This window comes from Streptomyces sp. MBT53, assembly GCF_016654115.1.
Classification (GTDB): domain Bacteria; phylum Actinomycetota; class Actinomycetes; order Streptomycetales; family Streptomycetaceae; genus Streptomyces.
Genome location: NZ_JAEQAZ010000170.1, coordinates 1 through 18,461 on the forward strand (window position 1 = coordinate 1; position 18,461 = coordinate 18,461).

Genomic DNA, 18,461 nt, shown 5'->3' on the forward strand with positions numbered 1-18,461 from the left:
AGCGTACGGGCCCGGAAGCTGGTGAACTGCCCTCCCCGAACGCCACATTGGGCACATGACCACCCAACCCCCCGCCACCGTACACACGTTCACCCAGCGCCTCAGCCCCACTCCCCGCGGTGCCCGCCTCGCCCGTCACCTCGCCCTGAACCAGCTCCACGCCTGGGGCATCCCGCACGACAGCGACACCTCCGACACCGTCGCGGCGATCGTCGCCGAACTCGCCGCCAACGCCGTCACCCACGGCCGCGTACCGGGCCGGGACTTCGAACTGCGGCTCTCCCTCGTCACGGGGAGTGTCCGCATCGAGGTCACCGACACCCGCAGCGGACCGCGTCCCCCGGGACCAGGCGCCGTACGACAGCCCGAGGCGCTCGCCGATTCCGGGCGCGGACTCGTGATCGTGGAGGCGCTGGCCGACCGCTGGGAGGTGCTGGACCGCGAGCCGCCGCCGGGCAAGACCATCCGTGCCGAAGTCGACGTACCGCCCTGGTCGGCCCATTTCCACGGAGCCCCGTCGGTGCGATGATCGGCCAGTGCTTATAGCCCTCGACGTACTGCTCTTCCTCACCGCCGCCTTCTGTCTCGCCGTGGGCATCACGGCCGCCACGTCGCTCCGGCTGCTCCCCTGGCTGGTCCGCAAGGTGCGCAGGCCCCGGCTGTGGGGCGCCGGATACATCCTGTTCGGCGTCGTCGTCCTGTACCACGCGGTGGACGCGCTGGTGCATTTCAACCCGTCGCTGGGACTCGTGCTGACATTCGTCACCACGGCGATCGCTCTCGCCGGCCTCGGGATGATGGGGTTCGCCCAACGGGTCGCCCCGGGGACGCCGACACCCCCTGCCGGGCCCGGAGCCACCGAGTAGCCCTCGTCTCACAGGTAGCTGACAAGAACGCTTCAGGTCCGGCATGGACCCTGATCCCCATGCATGGACACCGACCCCACACCCCCGCATCCGAGCGCAGCCGCCGCTGGTTCATGAACAAGGCGCTGCTCGCCGGCGGAGTCGCCGCCGTGGCGACCATGACGGGATGCTCCAACGACTCGTCGGACACGGCGAGTTCGTCCTCGGCCGCACAGTCCGGCGTCCCGAGCGGCATGCCCTCGGGCGGGCCCGGAGCCGGCGGCGGTGGCGCGGGCGGCGGCATGGGCCCGGGGGTCTCCCAGACCAAGTACAAGGACGTCAAGGGCGTCACCACCGACGGCACGGTCGTCGACGACCTTTTCACCGTCCACTCGACCGGCGTCTCCACGGACGGACTGGTCAAGGCGGCGCAGGCGTTCCTCGACGGGCTCTCCGCGAAGGAGCGCAAGTCCTGCACGTTCGACATCGACGCCGACGAGTGGACGGCCTGGAGCAACGTCGACGGCTACGCCCGCAAGGGCGTCCGCATGGGCGACCTGACCGAGAAGAAGCGCGACCTCGGGTTCGCGCTGCTCGGCGTCGCGCTCTCCGCCGACGGTCTCACCCAGACCCGCAACATCATGAAGCTCAACCAGTTCCTCGGCGACTCCAACGGCGGCAACCAGAAGACCCTGACCGAGGGCCACTACTTCTTCACCTTCATGGGCACCCCGTCGACCACCAAGCCCTGGGGCTTCCAGTACGAGGGCCACCACGTCGCCATCAACTACTTCGTGCTCGGCGACCAGGTCGTGATGACCCCGACCTTCATGGGCTCCGAGCCGACCACGGCCACGTACAAGGGCGAGAAGATCACCCTGTTCCGGCCGGAGACGACGGCCGGCCTCGCGATGATCCGCTCCCTCACCAAAGCACAGCTCGCCAAGGCGGTCTCCTCGCAGGGCAACGGCAACGAGGACATGAAGGCCGGCGCCGGCTCGGACAACCTCAAGCTCGCCTACGAGGGCCTGCGAGGCTCCGAACTCACCGCCGCGCAGCGGAAGAAGCTGCTGGCCGTGGCCCAGGTGTACATCGGCTACATCAACGAGGGGCACGCCGAGGTCAAGATGACCGAGGTCGAGAAGCACCTCGACGACACGTACTTCTACTGGATGGGCGAGACGAAGGACGACTCCGCCTTCTACTACCGCATCCACAGCCCGGTCGTGCTCATCGAGTACGACGCCCAGGCCCCGCTCTTCTATCACGAGGCGTCGTCCGCGAGCCCCAGCGCCAGCGCGAGCGCCAGCCCGAGTTCGAACGCTGGTGGCCCTCCCGGCGGCGGCATGGGCATGGGCGGCGGCACCCCGTCCCAGGAGCACATCCACACCATCATCCGCACCCCCAACAGCGGCGACTACGGCGTGGACCTGCTGAAGCTGCACCTGGACAACGACCACTGACATATGCCTAATTGGGCCTTAAGGGCTATTTAGTCATTATGGATTCCTCATCACCGCGATCTGGCTGATATGAAACCCCTTGGCCGAAAAAGCAAGATCAGGGGTGTTTGTGGGGAAACGATTCGACTCCGGGACGCGGACCGGGGTGGTGATCGTCGGGGCGGGCCCGGCGGGGCTGGTCCTGGGGAACCTGCTCCTGGACCAGGGCATCGACTGCGTGATCCTGGAACGGCGCGGACGCGAGGCAGTGGAAGGGCGGGCCAGAGCAGGGTTCCTGGCCGCCCACTCCGTCCGCGTACTCGCCCGACACGGCCTGGACACCGGCCTGTTGGCCAGGGGCCGGACGCACCGGACCTGCCTCTTCCGCAGCGAGCAGGGTGAATTCACCCTCGACTACGGCGAGTTGGGACGCGGCGAGGTCCACACCGTCTACCCCCAGCAGGAATTGGTACGGGACCTGCTCGCCGAGTATCTACGGCGCGGCGGCGAACTCCGCTTCGGCGCCGAGGCCGACGAGATCGCCGAGGGTCGGGTGCGGCTGCGCGACGGTTCGGAGGTCACCGGACGCTACGTCGCCGGCTGCGACGGACACCGGGGCGTCGCCCGCGGCACCCTCGTCGCACAGGGCACCCGTACCGCCCGCTGGGACCACGGCGTGACCTGGCTGGCGGTCCTCGCCGAGGCCCCGCCCAGCCTCGCCGCCGTCGGATACGCCCTGCACGACCGCGGATTCGCCGGCCACATGGCCCGTACGGCGACCGTCACCCGCTACTACCTCCAGTGTCCGCGCGGCACCGATCCCGCCGACTGGAGCGAGGACCGGATCTGGACCGAGCTGGAAATCCGGCTGAGGGCGGCCGAGTTCGGCCCGCTCAAGCAGGGCCCGGTCCTGGAGAAGACGGTCGTCGACCTGCGCTCCGACGTCCTCGACAGCCCCGGCGCCGGACGCCTCTGGCTGGCAGGGGACGCCGCCGGACTCATCAGCCCCTCCGCCGCCAAGGGCGCCAACCTCGCCGTGCTCCAGGCCGAACGCCTGGCCCGGGCACTGACGTCGGCGGTGATCCGCGACGACGAGAGCGACCTCGCCCGTTACGCCGCCGACTGCCTGCCCCGCGTCTGGCGGGCCCACGAGTTCTCGCACTGGATGAGCGGCCTGCTGCACGGCCCCGTCACCGAGGACGCCGAGGCCCGTTACGGCCGCGCGCTCCAGTACGCCCGCCTCGACAGCCTGCGCACCTCCCGCACGCACCAGGACTTCTTCGCCGAGAACTACACCGGCATCTGACTCCGTCTCCCGTCCCCACGATCACCGGGAACCCCCACATGAACCTCCCCGTCGTACAGGCACGCCTGGCCGAGGCCGACGTACACCGCATCCGGCGAGCGGCGGCCTACGTCGAGGCCCACGACACGGACACCGTCCTGGCCGAACTGCTCCCGGACCTCACCCCCGCCGAACGGGCCGACGTGGCCCGCCACTTGGTCTTCGACCACACCGCGGTCCTGGTCTTCCCCGACTCCCTCGACGGCCTCTGCGACGAACTCCGCCGCCTCGGCTTCGAACCCGGCTCCGTCACCCCGAGCGTCGTGGTCCGCGAACGCCTCGCCCGCCGCCACGGCCCCGCCCTCGCCGACACCCCGGTCGCCATCGTGCACGTCACGGTGGGCACCCGCAGTGTGGAGATCTTCGCGCTCCCCGTCCCCCCGGACTCCCCCTTGGAGGCGGTGGCGGCGGACGAACGCGCCGCCGAGCACGAATCCCACCACGCCTTCGCGGTCACCGCTCCCGGCCCGGTGGTCCCCGCAGGCCTACGGCTCCTCCTCCAGGAGCGGGGCGGCGCGGTCCCCGACGGCGGCGGCTACAACGGCCACGAGAACGTCACCGTCCTCTACCACCGCACCCGGACCCACCGCCGCTTCGAACTCCGCCTCCCCGGCCGCCACACCCCGCTCCCCGACCCCACGACCGCACTCCTCGGCGTCATGACGGGCGCCTGGGCCACCCAAGCGGTGGCCACGATGGCCGAGTTGCGCATCGCCGACCACCTCACGGACCACCCGGGCACCGACGCCGACACCCTGGCCCACCTCACGGCCACCCACCCGGAGGCCCTGCGCCGCCTGCTCCGCTACCTCACGTCCCTGGGCCTGCTCACCTCGTCCGGCGGCACATACCACCTCACCGCGACGGGCCAACCCCTGCGCACAGGAACGGAGTTCAGCCTCCATCCCCTGGCACGTCTCTACGCGGGCCCGTTCTACGACTCCTTCGCCGGCCTGACCCACTCCGTACGCACCGGCCAGGAGGCCTTCGCCCACCGCTACGGCCAGCACCACTTCCCGTACTTCGCCCAACACCCGGAACTCGGCCACCTGTTCCACCGGGCGATGGCGGCGAGCTCCGAGATGTTCGCCCCGGTGCCGACGCTGATCGACTTCTCGGCAGCACGACGCGTGGTCGACGTGGGCGGCGGAAACGGCGCCCTGCTGTCCCGACTCCTGCGCACCCACGCCCACTTGGAGGGCGTACTCCTGGAACGCCCCGAGGCCCTGGAAGCGGCCCGCCCCCAACTCCCCGAACGCTGCACCTTCGTAGCGGGCGACTTCACCGAGTCCGTACCGGCCGGCGGCGACATCTACCTCCTGTCCCGAGTCCTCCACGACTGGGACGACGACCGCTGCCTGACCATCCTCGACAACTGTGCCAGGGCAATGCGCCCAGGAGCCCAACTACTGGTGGTGGAACGCCTGTTGCCGACTCCGACGGCGGTGGCCTGGGACATCCACATGCTGTGCAACGTAGGGGGAAGGGAGAGGGACGAGGACCACTACGGCCTACTGCTGGAGAAGACGGGCTTCGAGGTAAAGGGTTGTTACGCGTTGCCGCTAGGGGCCTCGCTACTCAACGCCGTGAGAATCTAGGGGCGCGGGGAACTGCGCGACCAGCCACAGCCCACCCGCACCCGGCAACGAACCCTCAGCCCGCCTGCCCCATCCCCGCAGCATTGGGCCAACTCTGAGCATTGGGCCACCCGGTGGCAGGCGCAGGCGCAAGATTCTGCATCCCATTAGGACTCGTAGCCCCCCGCACCTGCGCGGCCGTAAGCCCATTACGAGCAGGAACTCCAGTGGGCGTAGGCCCTTGAGGAGCCGGCGCAGGCGTCCCGTACGGCTGCTGCATGACCGGCATCTGCTGCGACACCTGAGCCAACTGCTCCGGCATCTGCGCAACAGGCTGCATCGGCATCTGAGGAGCCTGCGCCGCGGCCACCATCGGCTGGTACTGCGGCTGCTGCTGAGGCTGGGGCTGCGGAACAGACATGGGCACGGGCTGCGGCTGAGGCACCGCGGCCGCAGGCGCCTGCATGGGGACGGGCTGCGGCTGCATCGGCATCTGCGCGACAGCCGCCGGCATCTGGATGCCCGCACCGTTCGTCGCGCCCACAAGGCGATCCACGGCCGCCGTACCCGAGCTGTAGCTGGTCCCTGTGCTCAGCTCGGGTACGGCGGCTCCCCTCCTGGTCCCGTAGAGCACCTGTTCCAGGCCGGACACCAGGCGACGCACGTCCGTCTCGGGGCGCACCACGAGCCGCAGGAAGCGGCTGGACGAGCCGATCTTGTTGCCGCACTCGCGGACCAGGATGCGGTGCTCGGTGAGCATGCGGTCCCGGACCACGGTCCCCTCGGCGCCCACGGGGAGGCGCACGAAGAGGAAGTTGCCCTGTGACGGATAGACCGTCAGGCCGGGCAGCGCGGAGAGTTGGCTCGCCATGTCGAGCCGGTCGCGGCGCACCTGCTGGAGGCTCTGGGCGTACTCCGCGCCGTGCTCCTTGAGGATGAACACCACGTGTTCGGCGAAGGCGTTGAGGTTCCACTTCGGGAGCATCGAGCGGATGCGCCCGGCGAGTGCGGGGTTGGCGACGAGGTAGCCGAACCGTATGCCGTGCAGGCCGAAGTTCTTGCCGAGGCTGCGCAGGACGACCACGTTGGGGCGGAGCATCGCCTCTTGTACGACGCTGGGTTCGACCTCCGCGTCGGCGAACTCCAGGAACGACTCGTCGATGACGATGAGGTCCAGGTCGGCCATCGCGTCCATGAACTGGACGAGCGCCTGCTTGTGCTGGAAGCCGCCGTCGGGGTTGTTCGGGTTGCAGATGACCGCGACCTTGGTGTTGCGCTTGCGGATGAACTCGGCGTACTGCCCGAGGTCCAGGGCGAAGCCGTTGGACTCCTGGAGCGGGAACATGTCGACCCGCTTGCCGGTCTCCATGGGCTGGTCGGTCCAGCGGCCGAAGGTGGGGACGGGGATGGCGAGTGACTCGCGGACCATCAAGTGGTCGATCCAGGTGATCAGTTCGGTGGAACCGTTGCCCATCGCGACGCAGCTCGGCGGGAGTTGGAGCAGATTGCAGAGCTCGGCCGTGATGGTGTCGGCGCTGCTCGGGTAGTACGTGATGATCTCGCGCAGCCGGGCCGCCATCTGGTCGAACATGGCGGGGGTGGGGAAGTACGGGTTGCACGGGATACAGAAGTCCACGGGGCCGGTGCCGTCGCTCTCACGCGCCAGCGCTGCCATCGACGGGCTGTGCGCCGCCGTACTGCGGAACAGCGAGGTGACGTTGGAGTCGGCCAATGGAACCTCCGTATGAAGGCGGGCCCGGCGGGGACGACCGGGCCCGTCGTCTTGGGTGGCCCGCGCGGGGGAGCACGGGCCACCCTTAGGTACGGAGACGAGTGTGGCGCTGTTCAACGGATGTGAAATTAGTGTGAGTTCGGGAACCCCTGGCGCGAGATGCGCGTCCCGTACTTGATGGTCAGGAGCCGAACGTGTGGATCGTCGACGTCCGGTACGTCTGACCCGGCCTCAGCACGGTCGACGGGAAGTTCGCGTGGTTCGGCGAGTCCGGGAAGTGCTGGGTCTCCAGGCACAGGGCGTCGCCCTGGCGGTAGGTGTGGCCGCCGGTGCCGGTGAGGGTGCCGTCGAGGAAGTTGCCGGTGTAGAACTGCAGCCCCGGCTGGTCGGTGGCGATCTTCAGGGTGCGGCCCGAGTGCGGGTCGTGCAGGGTCGCGGCGTGCTCGGGCTTCGCGGTGATGCCCTTGTCGAGGGCCCAGTTGTGGTCGAAGCCCTTCGCCTGCACCTGCTGGACGTGGCCGGCCCGGATGTCGCGCCCGATCGGCTTGGTCTTGCGGAAGTCGAAGGGGGTGCCGGAGACCTTGGCGAGTTCGCCCGTGGGGATCAGGCCCGAGTCGGTGGGCGTGTAGCGGGCGGCGGGGATCGTGAGCTCGTGGTTCTCGATCGTGCCGCTGCCCTCGCCGGCGAGGTTCCAGTAGACGTGGCTGGTCAGGTTGACGACCGTGGCCTTGTCGGTGGTGGCCTCGTAGTCGATGCGCCAGTCGCCGTGCTTGTTGAGCGTGTACGTCACCTTCACCTTGAGGGTGCCCGGGTAGCCCATCTCCCCGTCGATGCTGGTGTAGTGGAGGTGCAGGCCGACGTCGGAGCCGGAGGTGAAGCCCTCCACGTCCCAGATGTGCTTGTCGAAGCCCTGGGTACCGCCGTGCAGGCTGTTGACCCCGTCGTTGACGGAGAGCTGGTAGCTCTTGCCGTCCAGGGTGAACTGGCCCTTGGCGATGCGGTTTCCGTAGCGGCCGATGAGCGCGCCGAAGTACGGGGTCTTCGCCACGTAGTCGGCGATGTTGTCGAAGCCGAGGGAGACGTTGGCGTACTTGCCGTGCCGGTCGGGGAGTTCCAGGGACTGGACGACCCCGCCCCACGACAGCACCTTGAGCCGGGTGCCGCCGTTCTCCAGCGACCAGCGGTACACCTTGCTGCCGTCGGCGAGAGTGCCGAAGAGTTCCTTCACGGGCTTTCTGCCTCCGGATGCCGCCTGCGCCGTACCTGTACCGAGGGTGCTCGCGGCGATACCGGCTGCCGCGGCTCCTGCAATGACCGTGCGTCTGTTCAGTTCCATTGAGCGGCTCCTGCACATGGAAGGGGCCCCGCCGTGCTGTGCGAATGACAGACGTACGGGGCCCGGGCTGAAGTTACGAACCGGACTTGCGTTTGTTCCACACGTCGAAGCCGACCGCGGTCAGCAGGGCGAGGCCCTTGATGACCTGTTGCCAGTCGGTGCCGACGCTGAGGAGGTTCATGCCGTTGTTCAGCACGCCGAGGACGAGACCGCCGATGATGGCGCCGAGGACGGTGCCGACACCGCCGCTCATGGAGGCGCCGCCGATGAACGAGGAGGCGATGGCCTCCAGTTCGAAGCCGTCGCCCGCCTTCGGCGAGGCCGCGTTGAGGCGGGAGGTGACCACCAGACCCGCCAGGGCCGCGAGCACGCCCATGTTCAGGAACACCTGGAAGGTGACGCGCTTGTCCTTGACGCCGGACAGCTTCGCGGCCGGCAGATTGCCGCCGATCGCGTAGATGTGGCGGCCGAAGACGGTGTTGCGCATCACGTAGCCGTAACCGGCCACCAGGACACCGAGGATGATCAGGATGATCGGCGCGCCGTCGTAGCTGGCGAGCAGCAGGGTCAGCCAGAGGATCGCGGCGACGATCGCGACCAGCTTGAGCAGGAACAGCTTGGCGGGCGCCACGTCGAGCGAGAACTCCTGCTGCCGGCGCCGGTCGCGCACCTCCTGCCACACCACCGCGGCGATCATCACGAGGCCCAACAGCAGGGTGATGTTGTGGTAGTTGGTGTTCGGGCCGACCGCCGGCAGGAAGCCGTTGCCGATCTTCTGCAGACCGCCGGGGAAGGGGCCCAGCGTCTGGCCCTGGAGGAGGATCTCCGTGAGGCCGCGGAAGAGCAGCATCCCGGCGAGGGTGACGATGAAGGACGGTATGCCCGCGTAGGCGATCAACAGCCCTTGTACCGAGCCCGCCACGGCGCCCATCAGCAGGCACAGCACCAGCGCGACAGGCCATGGCACCTGGTGATTGACCATCAGGACCGCCGCGAACGCACCCACGAACGCGGTCAGCGAACCGACCGACAGGTCGATGTGCCCGGCGATGATGACCAGCATCATGCCGATCGCGAGGATCAGGATGTAGCTGTTCTGCAGCACCAGGTTGGAGACGTTGCGCGGCAGCAGCAGGTCCCCGCCGGTCCAGATCTCGAAGAGGATCACGATCAGACCGAGCGCGATCAGCATGCCGTACTGCCGCATGTTGCGCCGCAGTCCGTTCAGTACCAGCTGCAACAGGCTGCCGCCCGCGCCCGATCCGCCCTTGCCCGGCGGTGCCGCGGCCGGGATCTTGTCGGTCACGTCCGTGCTCATCGCGTTACCTCTTTGTCCTTCGTCATCTGGCGCATCAGCACTTCCTGCGTGGCCTCGGCCCGGGGTACCTCACCGGTCAGCCGGCCCGCCGCCATCGTGTAGATGCGGTCGCACATGCCGAGCAGCTCCGGCAGTTCGGAGGAGATGAAGACCACCGCCTTGCCCTCGGCGGCGAGTTGGTCGATGACCGTGTAGATCTCGTACTTGGCGCCCACGTCGATGCCGCGCGTGGGCTCGTCCAGGATCAGCACCTCGGGACCCGCGAAGATCCACTTGCTGAGGACGACCTTCTGCTGGTTGCCGCCCGACAGCTTGCCCACCGGCTCGAAGACGGTCGGCGCCTTGATGTTCATCGACGTGCGGAACCGCTCGGCGACCTGCCGCTCCTCCTGCTCGTCGACCACACCGCGCTTGGACACCTTGTTCAGGGCGGCCAGCGAGATGTTCCGGTTGATCGTGTCGATGAGGTTCAGGCCGTAGTGCTTACGGTCCTCCGTGACATAGGCGATGCCGTGCCCGACCGCCTCCGCGACGGACTTGGTGCGGATCTCCTGGCCGTCCTTGAGGACCGTGCCGCCGGCGTAGCGGCCGTAGGAGCGCCCGAAGACGCTCATGGCGAGTTCGGTGCGGCCGGCGCCCATGAGTCCGGCGATGCCGACGATCTCACCCCTGCGCACATTTATTGACACATCGTCAACTACCTTGCGCTGCTGGTCGATCGGGTGGAACACGGTCCAGTCGCGGATCTCCAGCGCGGGCGCCGCCTCCGACTCGCCCTCGTACGGGGTGCGTTCGGGGAAGCGGTGGTCGAGGTCGCGGCCGACCATGCCGGAGATGATCCGCTCCTCGGTCGTCTCCGGCGCCTTCACGTCGAGGGTCTCGATGGAGCGGCCGTCGCGCAGGATCGTCACCGAGTCGGCGACCCTGCGGATCTCGTTCAGCTTGTGGGAGATGATGATCGAGGTGATGCCCTGCTTCTTCAACTCCAGGATGAGATCCAGGAGTTTGCCGCTGTCCTCGTCGTTCAGCGCCGCCGTCGGCTCATCCAGGATGAGCAGCTTCACCTTCTTCGACAGCGCCTTCGCGATCTCCACCAACTGCTGCTTGCCCACGCCGATGTCGGCGACCCGGGTCTCCGGGTGGTCGCTGAGACCCACCCGGCGCAGCAGTTCGGTGCCGTGCCGCAGGGTCTCGTTCCAGTTGATGAGCCCGCGCGTGGCGTGCTCGTTGCCGAGGAAGATGTTCTCGGCGATGGAGAGGAACGGCACCAGCGCCAGTTCCTGGTGGATGATGACGATGCCTCGGTGCTCGCTGGCCCGGATGTCGCGGAAGCGGCACTCCTCCCCTTCGAAGAGGATGTCGCCCTCGTAACTGCCGTGCGGATGGACGCCGGAGAGCACCTTCATCAAGGTGGACTTCCCGGCGCCGTTCTCACCGCAGATGGCATGGACCTCGCCCTGACGGACCGTCAATGTGACGTCCGACAGCGCTTTTACACCGGGAAAGGTCTTGACGATCGAGCGCATTTCCAGGACGGGTCCCGCCATGGTCGTGCCTACCAATCAAGTGTGGGGTCGGGTAACTGGCCGCGGACTTACTTGAGTTGGGCGTCCGTGTAGTACCCGCCCTTGACCAGCACGTCCTCGTAGTTCGTCTTGTCGACGCTCACCGGCTGGAGCAGGTAGGCGGGGACGACCTTGGTGCCGTTGTCGTAGGTCTTGGTGTCGTTGGTCTGCGGCGTCTTCTTGTTGAGGACGTCGTCGATCATCGTGTCCGCGACCTTGGCGAGCTCACGGGTGTCCTTGTAGACGGTCTGCGTCTGCTCACCCGCGATGATCGACTTCACCGAGGCCAGCTCGGCGTCCTGGCCGGTGATCACCGGCAGCGGCTTGCTCGCGGAGCCGTAGCCGTCCGACTTCAGCGCGGACAGGATGCCGATGGAGATGCCGTCGTAGGGCGACAGCACCGCGTCGACCCGGCCGCTCTTGTACGAGCCGGTGAGGATGTCCTCCATGCGGTTCTGCGCCTTGGTGCCGTCCCAGCGCAGGGTGGTCACCTTGTTGAGCGCGGTCTGACCGGACTTGACGACCAGCACCTTCTGGTCGATGTACGGCTGGAGCACGCTCATCGCACCGTTGAAGAAGTACTTGGTGTTGTTGTCGTCGTTCGAGCCGGCGAACAGCTCGATGTTGAACGGGCCCTTCTTGCCGGCGTCCAGACCGAGCTTCTTGACGATGTAGGTGGCCTGGAGGACACCGACCTTGGTGTTGTCGAACGACGCGTAGTAGTCGACGTTCTTCGTGCCGAGGATGAGGCGGTCGTAGGCGATGACCGGGATCTTCGCGGCGGCGGCTTCCTGGAGCACGTTGTTCAGGGACTTGTTGTCGATCGCCGCGATGATCAGGCCCTTGACGCCCTGGGTGATCATGTTCTCGATCTGGGAGACCTGGGTGTCCGGGTCGTCCTCGCCGTAGACCAGCTTGGTCTTGTAGCCCTTGGTCTTGAGGTCCTTGACCATGTTGTCGCCGTCGGAGATCCAGCGCGCGGAGGACTTCGTCGGCATCGCGATGCCGATCGTGCCGCCCTTGGCGCTGCTCTCCTTCTCCTTGCTGCCGCCCGAGCCACTCTGTCCACAGGCGGACAGGGTCAGCGCGAGGGTGGCGGCGCCGGCTATCAGGGGAAGGGCGCGGCTTCTGCGGATGCGCATGTGAACTGGCCTCATTCTTCTCGTCGTTGAGAGGTGCAGCGAGTACGTGGGGGGTGGTTCAGGATGCGGTGCGGTGTTGTTCGGTTGTGTTGTGCGGTGCGGGTGATGTGGGGCGCCTTGGGGAACCGGGCCGCGTTCGGAAGGGGCGCGGGGAACTGCGCGACCAGCCCCCACGCACCCGCAGCCCCCGACGGTCAGGCAGTGGCACTCTCTGCGGGGAAGCGGTTGAGAGTGCCCGGCAACCTGGAACCCAGCGGAGCCATGTCGCCGTCCGCGCCGTGTCGCGCCAGCAGGTCGAGCGCGAGCCGGCCCCGACGGACCCGTTCGCGCGCCGTGTCGAGGGTGACGTCACGGAGGTGGGTGCCCCACGGGTAGATACCGGGGGCCTTGGAGAGGCCGAACTTCAGGTACAGAGGGGCCCCGCGGCGGATCAGCTCCGCGACCTCGTACATCCGGATGTAGCCACCGAGGTCGTCCGGCGCCTCGATGTACATGTCCATGGGCGCGGCCGACACGCGCCGGATCTCGGTGAGATGGTCGAGCGTGAGGTCGCTGGGCACGTTGAGAGAGTCCGCGCCGAGCTGCTCGTAGACCGCGTACGCCGCCGGGTTGACCGGCCCGATCAGCGCCGAGACCTTGAGCGTCGTGTCCGCCGGGATGATCCCGGCGACCCGCGCCCGGTGCAACGTCCACAGCACACCCTCGTCGGCGACGAGCAGGCACTTGACGCCCAACTCCGTTGCCCGCACGGCGTCTTCGATGCAGCCGGCGACCGCGTCGTGACCCCGGGCGCGCAGGCCCCCGCCGCGCGAGTCGGAGCGGACCGAGCCGCCGATGTCCCAGGTCCCGCGCGGACCCGTGAACAGGCAGAGCTCGATGTCGCGTTCGGCCGTCGCCTCGACCATCTCGGTGATCTCGGAGTCGGTCAGCATCCACACGCCGCTGCCCTGGCTGATCCGGTGGATCGGGACGTCGAGGCGCGAGGACTCCTTGAGGATGACCGCCAGCGCCTCGGGACCCTCGCAGGAGGGGATCTCGGTGCGCCAGCGACCGCCGCCGGGGAACGTGTGCGGCGAGGCGTCGGCGGGGTCGAGGGCGGGCGCGCCCAGGCCGAGCGCGGAGAGCGCCTGCTCCCCGGGCCTGCGGGCTGCCGTGGCGGTGTCGGTCACTGGCTGTCCTTCGTGTTCGGTATTTCGGACGCGGTTCGCGGCTCGGGGTAGAGAAAAACTGTGGTGGTACGTCGGCACGGGGTGGTCAGGACACCCCGTGCCGACGTACGGCTAGGGGTTTCCTACGGCCGCAGCAGCACCTTGCCGACCTTGGGATCGCCGGACCCCACCAGCTCGATGGCCTGCGGGAACTCGGCGAGCGGCAGCTCATGGGTGACCAGGGGGAGCGGATCGAGCAACCCCGCCCCGAACACCCGCACCGTGTGCGCCCAGGCGTCCGGCGGTGCCCCGAAGACGGTGTGCACCTCCAGCTGCCGTACGACGAGATCGGTCGGGTCGAGACCCTTCGCGCCCGGTGCGGGGATGCCGGTCAGGACCAGGCGGCCACCGCGCCGGAGCAGGGCGGCGGCCGTACGGGCCGCGTCCGCCGAGCCGGCCGTCTCGATCACCACGTCGAAGTCGTCCGGGAGTTGCTCGTTCTTGGTACGGAAGTCCGTCGCGCCGAACTGCTCGGAGAGGGCCGCGCGGTCCGGGCGGGAACCCACGACCAGGAGTTCGGCGGGGGAGTTCGCCTTGAGGAACTGGATCGCGAACATGCCGAGCGTTCCGGTGCCGACGACGGCCACCCGCTCACCCGGCCGCGCGTTCGCCTTCAGCGCCGCCGCCGCGATGCAGGCCGCCGGCTCCAGCAGTGCCGCCGCCGTCAAGTCGGCCTCGTCCGGGAGGACATGGAGCAGCCGGGCGGGGAGCGTGAGCGTGGTGGCCATGGCGCCGGGCTGGGTGAAGCCCGTCTCCTCGTAGCCCGCCGAGCACAACGTTGTCTCGCCCGCGTGACACCGGTCGCACACCTGGCAGTTGCGGAAGCCCTCGCCGACGACCTTGCGGCCGACCAGACTTGACGGCACCCCGGCACCGACCGCCTCCACCGTGCCGGACCACTCGTGGCCCGGGGTGAGGGGGTAACGGACGTAGCCCTCGGGCCTGTTGCCCTGGTACACCTCGCGGTCGCTGCCGCAGATGCCGACCGCGTGGACGCGCACGAGCGCCTCGCCCGCGTCCGGCTGCCGGGGCTCGTGCGAGACCAGGTTGTGCTCGCCGGGTCCCGCGACGACGACCGCGGTGCTCGCTGCTGTGGGCGCGGTGCTCACTGCTGCGTGCCCTTCGGCTTGCGCTGCTCCCAGCCGTCCGCCCAGAGGTCGAACCGGGCCTGCTGCTGCGGGAATTCGGCCGCCGCGTCGACGTCCAGCTCGACGCCGAGACCGGGCGCGTCGGAAAGGTGGAAGTAGCCGTCGATCACCTGCGGGGCACCCTTGACGACCTTCTTGATCTCCGCGTCCGCGAAGTCGTTGAAGTGCTCCAGGATCTTGAAGTTCGGGGTGGAGAAGCCGACTTGGAGCGAGGCGGCGGTCAGCACCGGCCCGCCGACGTTGTGCGGGGCGACGAGGACGTAGTGCGCCTCGGCGGTCGCGGCCAGCTTGCGCGTCTCCCAGATGCCGCCGATGTGACCGACGTCGGGCTGGATGATGTCGACGGCCTGGCTCTCGAACAGCTCGCGGAACTCGACGCGGTCGTGGATGCGTTCACCCGTGGCGACCGGGATGTCCACCTTGGCGGCGACCTTCTCCAGTGCCTTCAGGTTCTCCGGCGGGCAGGGCTCCTCCAGCCAGGCCGGCTTGAACGGCGCCAGCTCGTGCGCGAGCCGTACGGCGGTGGAGGGTGAGAAGCGGCCGTGCATCTCCAGCATCAGCTCGGCGTCCGGGCCGATGGCGTCCCGTACGGCCTCGATGAGCGAGACGGCGTACAGGGTCTGCTCGTGGTCGAGTTCGAAGTGCCCGGTCCCGAACGGGTCGATCTTCAGCGCCTTGTAACCGCGCTCCATGACCCCCTGGGCGGCCTTGTGATAGGCCTCCGGGGTCCGCTCGGTGGTGTACCAGCCGTTCGCGTACGCCTTCACCTTGTCGGTCACCTTGCCGCCGAGCAGCTGCCACACCGGCACACCGAGGGCCTTGCCCTTGATGTCCCAGCAGGCCATCTCGATGACAGCGATGCCGGACATCACGATTTCGCCCGCACGGCCGTAGTCGCCGTACTTCATCCGGCGTACGAGGTCTTCCACGGCGAACGGATCGGAACCGAGAATGTGGTTTGCCTCGGCCTCGCGCAGGTAACCGATCAGCGCGTCGGTGTGGCCCAGCATCCGGGTCTCGCCGACGCCTGTGACGCCCTCGTCGGTGTGCACTTGGACGTACGTCAGATTGCGCCATGGCGTCCCGACCACGTGCGTGCTGATTCCCGTGATGCGCACGGCAGATGCCCCCTGTGCTCTTCGGTGCTGTTCGAAATTTCGGCTCACGTTCGAAATGCTGGGCAGACAGTAAGGACGGCGGGGCTGGGGTGTCAATGGGTCGAACAAGTAACGGTTTCGGTAAGGGGGTCGATCGTCGGTCGGGTCGCGGCCGGGTCGCGGCTGGGTCCCGATGGGGTCCTTGTCGGGTTCCGGTCGGTTCGGCACGCGGTTCTTGCACAATTTTCACAGCTGTGACTATGAACGTTACCTGTGGGGAACTTAGTCTTCCGGCGTCATGGACTACTGCCACCCCTGCGGCCGGCACCTCAACGGCGCCCTCGCGTGCCCTGGGTGCGGCGCACCAGCCGAAGTGCCCGTCGTGTCAACGCCAACCCCTGTCTACGAGGCGGGGGTTGACGTGCGTTCGCAAATGGACGGTGGGGGCGATCCGGCCTCCGGCACCGGCACTGGCATCGACACCGACACGGACACCGACACCGAGGAACCGGACGCGCCAGGCGCGAGTCGTCGCGATCGCAAGGCCGCGGCACATCGCCGACGGCGGCGCCGGGTACTGCTCGTCACGGCCGGGTTCGTGCTCGCGGCCGGCGGGCTGAGCCTGGCCGAGCTGGGTACGGACGCGCCGTTCTCGATCTCGAAGCCCGCGGGGTCTGGTGACGCGTCGGCGGAGGGCGGGGCCTCGTCGGAGGCGAGCGGAACCGCCGAGCCCTTGGGTGACACGAAGACTGCGGGGGCGGGTACGGGTGCGGGGTCGGCGTCCCCGGGTGCGTCGGCGTCACGGTCGGCTTCACCCTCCGCGTCGGAGACGGAGGCGAAGAGTCCCTCCGTGTCGCCGACACCGACCACCGCCGCCGGCGACACGTCCCCCACGTCGACGTCCACCAGCGATCCGGCGACCACTCCGACCTCGGAGCCCTCCTCCTCGGAACCGAGCCCGACGCCGTCGCCATCGGAAACCTGCAAGCAGGTCTTGTGGTGGTGTTCCTGAGGCGGTCGGCTTGGGGTTCGGGATCGGCTTGGGGTTCGGGGTCGGCTTGGGGTTCGGTTCGGGGTCGAGTCGAACTGTCAGATTTCCAGCATCCGTCGTAGCAGGCCTCGGAGTGCCAGTCTTTCTTCGTCCGACAGGCCGGCGAGTGGTTCTCGGGCGAACCTCAATGATTCGCGCAGGCTACGAGCCACCTGGCGCCCCTCGTCCGTCGCCGCCGCCAGCTTCACCCGCCGGTCGGCGGGATCGGGGCGGCGTTCCACCAGGCCTCGCGTCTCCAGCCTGTCCACGATCCCGGTGACGTTCGACGGCTCGCACTTCAGCTTCTGCGCCAGCTTGCGCATCGGCAGCGGCTCCAGTGACAGCAGGCTCAGCAGCCGCGCCTGCGCGCCGGTCAGCGAGTGGTCGCCCGCCGCAGCCTCGTAGTCCTCGTAGAACCGCGCCACGACATCGCCGATCAGCTCGACGACCTCCAGGGTCACGGGGTCGGCGCGGCGCGTCTTTTCGGGTGTGGACATGCGTCGAGCGTACCCGGTTACTTGACATCATGAAATATTCAGGAGCATTGTTGTTTCAGGTACTGAAGTATTTGGACCATGTGAACACCTTGCACGAGGAAAGGCGCTTGTGATGATCAACCGCGAATGGCACCTGCTCAACCGCCCGGTCGGCTGGCCGAAGCCCGAGGACTTCGCCCTGGTGGAGACCGAGACCCGGTCCCCGGGCGAGGGCCAGGTGCTGGTGCGGAACAAGTACCTCTCCGTCGACCCGTACATGCGCGGCCGGATGAGCGCCGCCAAGTCGTACGTCGCCCCCTTCGAGCTCGGCAAGGTCATGCAGGGCGGCGCGGTCGGCGAGGTCGTCGAGTCCGACGCCGAGGGGTTCGCGGTCGGGGACCACGTGCTGCACTTCGGCGGGTGGCGCGAGTACGCGACCATCGACACCAAGGGCGCCGTCAAGGTCGACCCCGACCTCGCCCCGCTCTCCACCTACCTCGGCGTCCTCGGCATGACCGGCCTCACCGCCTACGCCGGGCTGCTGCGCACCGCCTCCTTCAAGGAGGGCGACTCGGTGTTCGTGTCGGGTGCGGCTGGTGCCGTGGGCAGTCAGGTCGGGCAGATCGCCAAGCTCAAGGGTGCGTCTCGGGTTGTCGGATCCGCCGGGTCCGACGAGAAGGTCAAGCTGTTGGTCGAGGAGTACGGGTTCGACGCTGCCTTCAACTACAAGAACGGGCCGGTGAGTCAGCAGCTGCGTGAGGCTGCTCCGGGTGGTGTCGATGTGTACTTCGACAATGTCGGGGGTGAGCATCTTGAGGCTGCCATCGGGTCGCTCAACGAGCGTGGGCGCATTGCCATTTGCGGCATGATCTCCGTCTACAACAGCACCGAGCCGGCTCCCGGGCCGAAGAACCTCGGGCGGCTCATCCAGACCCGGGGGCGTATCGAGGGGTTCCTCGTCGGCGACCACTACGACCTGCAGCCGGAGTTCGTGCGGGAGGTCGGGGAATGGGTGGCCTCCGGGGAGCTGAAGTACCGGGAGACCGTCGTCGAGGGGATCGAGAACAACCTCGAGGCGTTCCTGGGGCAGCTGCGGGGGGACAACACGGGGAAGATGATCGTCAAGCTTTGAGCTGGCGGGGGTGAGAAGGCGCCGGGGCGCTGGGGCGGTGTTGGGTGGGCGGCGCGTGGGTGGGCCGG

At 68.3% G+C, this 18,461-nt stretch carries 16 protein-coding genes; 6 read left to right on the top strand and 10 right to left on the bottom strand.

Going from position 1 to position 18,461, the window contains the following annotated elements:
- The first annotated feature begins 55 nt into the window (after window positions 1-55).
- From JHN45_RS39820 to JHN45_RS39840, 5 genes are all read left to right on the top strand, one after another.
- Window positions 56-529 carry an ATP-binding protein gene (locus tag JHN45_RS39820; RefSeq protein ID WP_201054363.1) on the top strand — a complete coding sequence of 158 codons (474 nt, stop codon included), beginning with the start codon at window positions 56-58 and terminating at the stop codon, window positions 527-529.
- 7 nt (window positions 530-536) lie between these two features.
- Window positions 537-866 carry a hypothetical protein gene (locus JHN45_RS39825; RefSeq protein ID WP_201054364.1) on the top strand — a complete coding sequence of 110 codons (330 nt, stop codon included), beginning with the start codon at window positions 537-539 and terminating at the stop codon, window positions 864-866.
- Window positions 867-925: 59 nt separating this feature from the next.
- Window positions 926-2,308 (top strand): DUF3500 domain-containing protein, encoded by a 1,383-nt coding sequence (locus tag JHN45_RS39830; protein WP_201054365.1) that lies wholly within the window; start codon window positions 926-928, stop codon window positions 2,306-2,308.
- 109 nt (window positions 2,309-2,417) lie between these two features.
- A complete protein-coding gene (locus tag JHN45_RS39835) occupies window positions 2,418-3,593 on the top strand; it encodes a 4-hydroxybenzoate 3-monooxygenase (RefSeq protein ID WP_307783325.1) in 1,176 nt (391 codons plus the stop codon).
- A gap of 38 nt (window positions 3,594-3,631) precedes the next feature.
- Window positions 3,632-5,230: a methyltransferase gene (locus JHN45_RS39840; RefSeq protein WP_201054366.1), complete on the top strand. Its 1,599-nt coding sequence runs from the start codon at window positions 3,632-3,634 to the stop codon at window positions 5,228-5,230.
- Window positions 5,231-5,285: 55 nt separating this feature from the next.
- On the opposite strand, the gene JHN45_RS39845 is transcribed toward JHN45_RS39840, so the two are convergent.
- The 10 genes from JHN45_RS39845 to JHN45_RS39890 form a co-directional block, all read right to left on the bottom strand.
- Window positions 5,286-6,941, bottom strand: a complete 1,656-nt coding sequence (locus JHN45_RS39845; RefSeq protein WP_201054367.1) for a histidinol-phosphate transaminase — start codon at window positions 6,939-6,941, stop codon at window positions 5,286-5,288.
- 181 nt (window positions 6,942-7,122) lie between these two features.
- On the bottom strand, window positions 7,123-8,277 hold the full coding sequence (locus JHN45_RS39850; protein WP_201054368.1) for an aldose epimerase family protein: 1,155 nt from the start codon (window positions 8,275-8,277) through the stop codon (window positions 7,123-7,125).
- Between the two features lie 73 nt (window positions 8,278-8,350).
- Entirely contained in the window at window positions 8,351-9,595 is a 1,245-nt protein-coding gene (gene mmsB, locus JHN45_RS39855; RefSeq protein WP_200713437.1) for a multiple monosaccharide ABC transporter permease, read from the bottom strand.
- Window positions 9,592-11,142, bottom strand: coding sequence for a multiple monosaccharide ABC transporter ATP-binding protein (mmsA, locus tag JHN45_RS39860; RefSeq protein ID WP_200713438.1), 1,551 nt, complete (start codon window positions 11,140-11,142; stop codon window positions 9,592-9,594). The genes mmsB and mmsA overlap by 4 nt, the downstream gene beginning before the upstream one ends.
- 47 nt (window positions 11,143-11,189) lie before the next feature.
- Entirely contained in the window at window positions 11,190-12,302 is a 1,113-nt protein-coding gene (chvE, locus tag JHN45_RS39865) for a multiple monosaccharide ABC transporter substrate-binding protein (RefSeq protein ID WP_200713439.1), read from the bottom strand.
- Window positions 12,303-12,496: 194 nt separating this feature from the next.
- Window positions 12,497-13,471 carry a hypothetical protein gene (locus JHN45_RS39870; RefSeq protein ID WP_200713440.1) on the bottom strand — a complete coding sequence of 325 codons (975 nt, stop codon included), beginning with the start codon at window positions 13,469-13,471 and terminating at the stop codon, window positions 12,497-12,499.
- A gap of 122 nt (window positions 13,472-13,593) precedes the next feature.
- Complete coding sequence (locus JHN45_RS39875; RefSeq protein WP_201054369.1) at window positions 13,594-14,619, bottom strand: zinc-binding dehydrogenase; 1,026 nt, start codon at window positions 14,617-14,619, stop codon at window positions 13,594-13,596.
- Entirely contained in the window at window positions 14,616-15,776 is a 1,161-nt protein-coding gene (locus JHN45_RS39880; RefSeq protein WP_200713442.1) for a mandelate racemase/muconate lactonizing enzyme family protein, read from the bottom strand. The genes JHN45_RS39875 and JHN45_RS39880 overlap by 4 nt, the downstream gene beginning before the upstream one ends.
- 381 nt (window positions 15,777-16,157) lie before the next feature.
- The gene (locus tag JHN45_RS54535) at window positions 16,158-16,742 is read right to left on the bottom strand and encodes a hypothetical protein (RefSeq protein WP_201054370.1); all 585 of its coding nucleotides are present in this window, start codon (window positions 16,740-16,742) and stop codon (window positions 16,158-16,160) included.
- 102 nt (window positions 16,743-16,844) lie between these two features.
- Window positions 16,845-17,282, bottom strand: coding sequence for a MarR family winged helix-turn-helix transcriptional regulator (locus JHN45_RS39890; protein WP_200713444.1), 438 nt, complete (start codon window positions 17,280-17,282; stop codon window positions 16,845-16,847).
- Between the two features lie 112 nt (window positions 17,283-17,394).
- On the opposite strand from JHN45_RS39890, the gene JHN45_RS39895 reads away from it, so the two are divergent.
- The gene (locus tag JHN45_RS39895) at window positions 17,395-18,393 is read left to right on the top strand and encodes an NADP-dependent oxidoreductase (protein ID WP_201054371.1); all 999 of its coding nucleotides are present in this window, start codon (window positions 17,395-17,397) and stop codon (window positions 18,391-18,393) included.
- The last annotated feature ends 68 nt before the right edge of the window (window positions 18,394-18,461 follow it).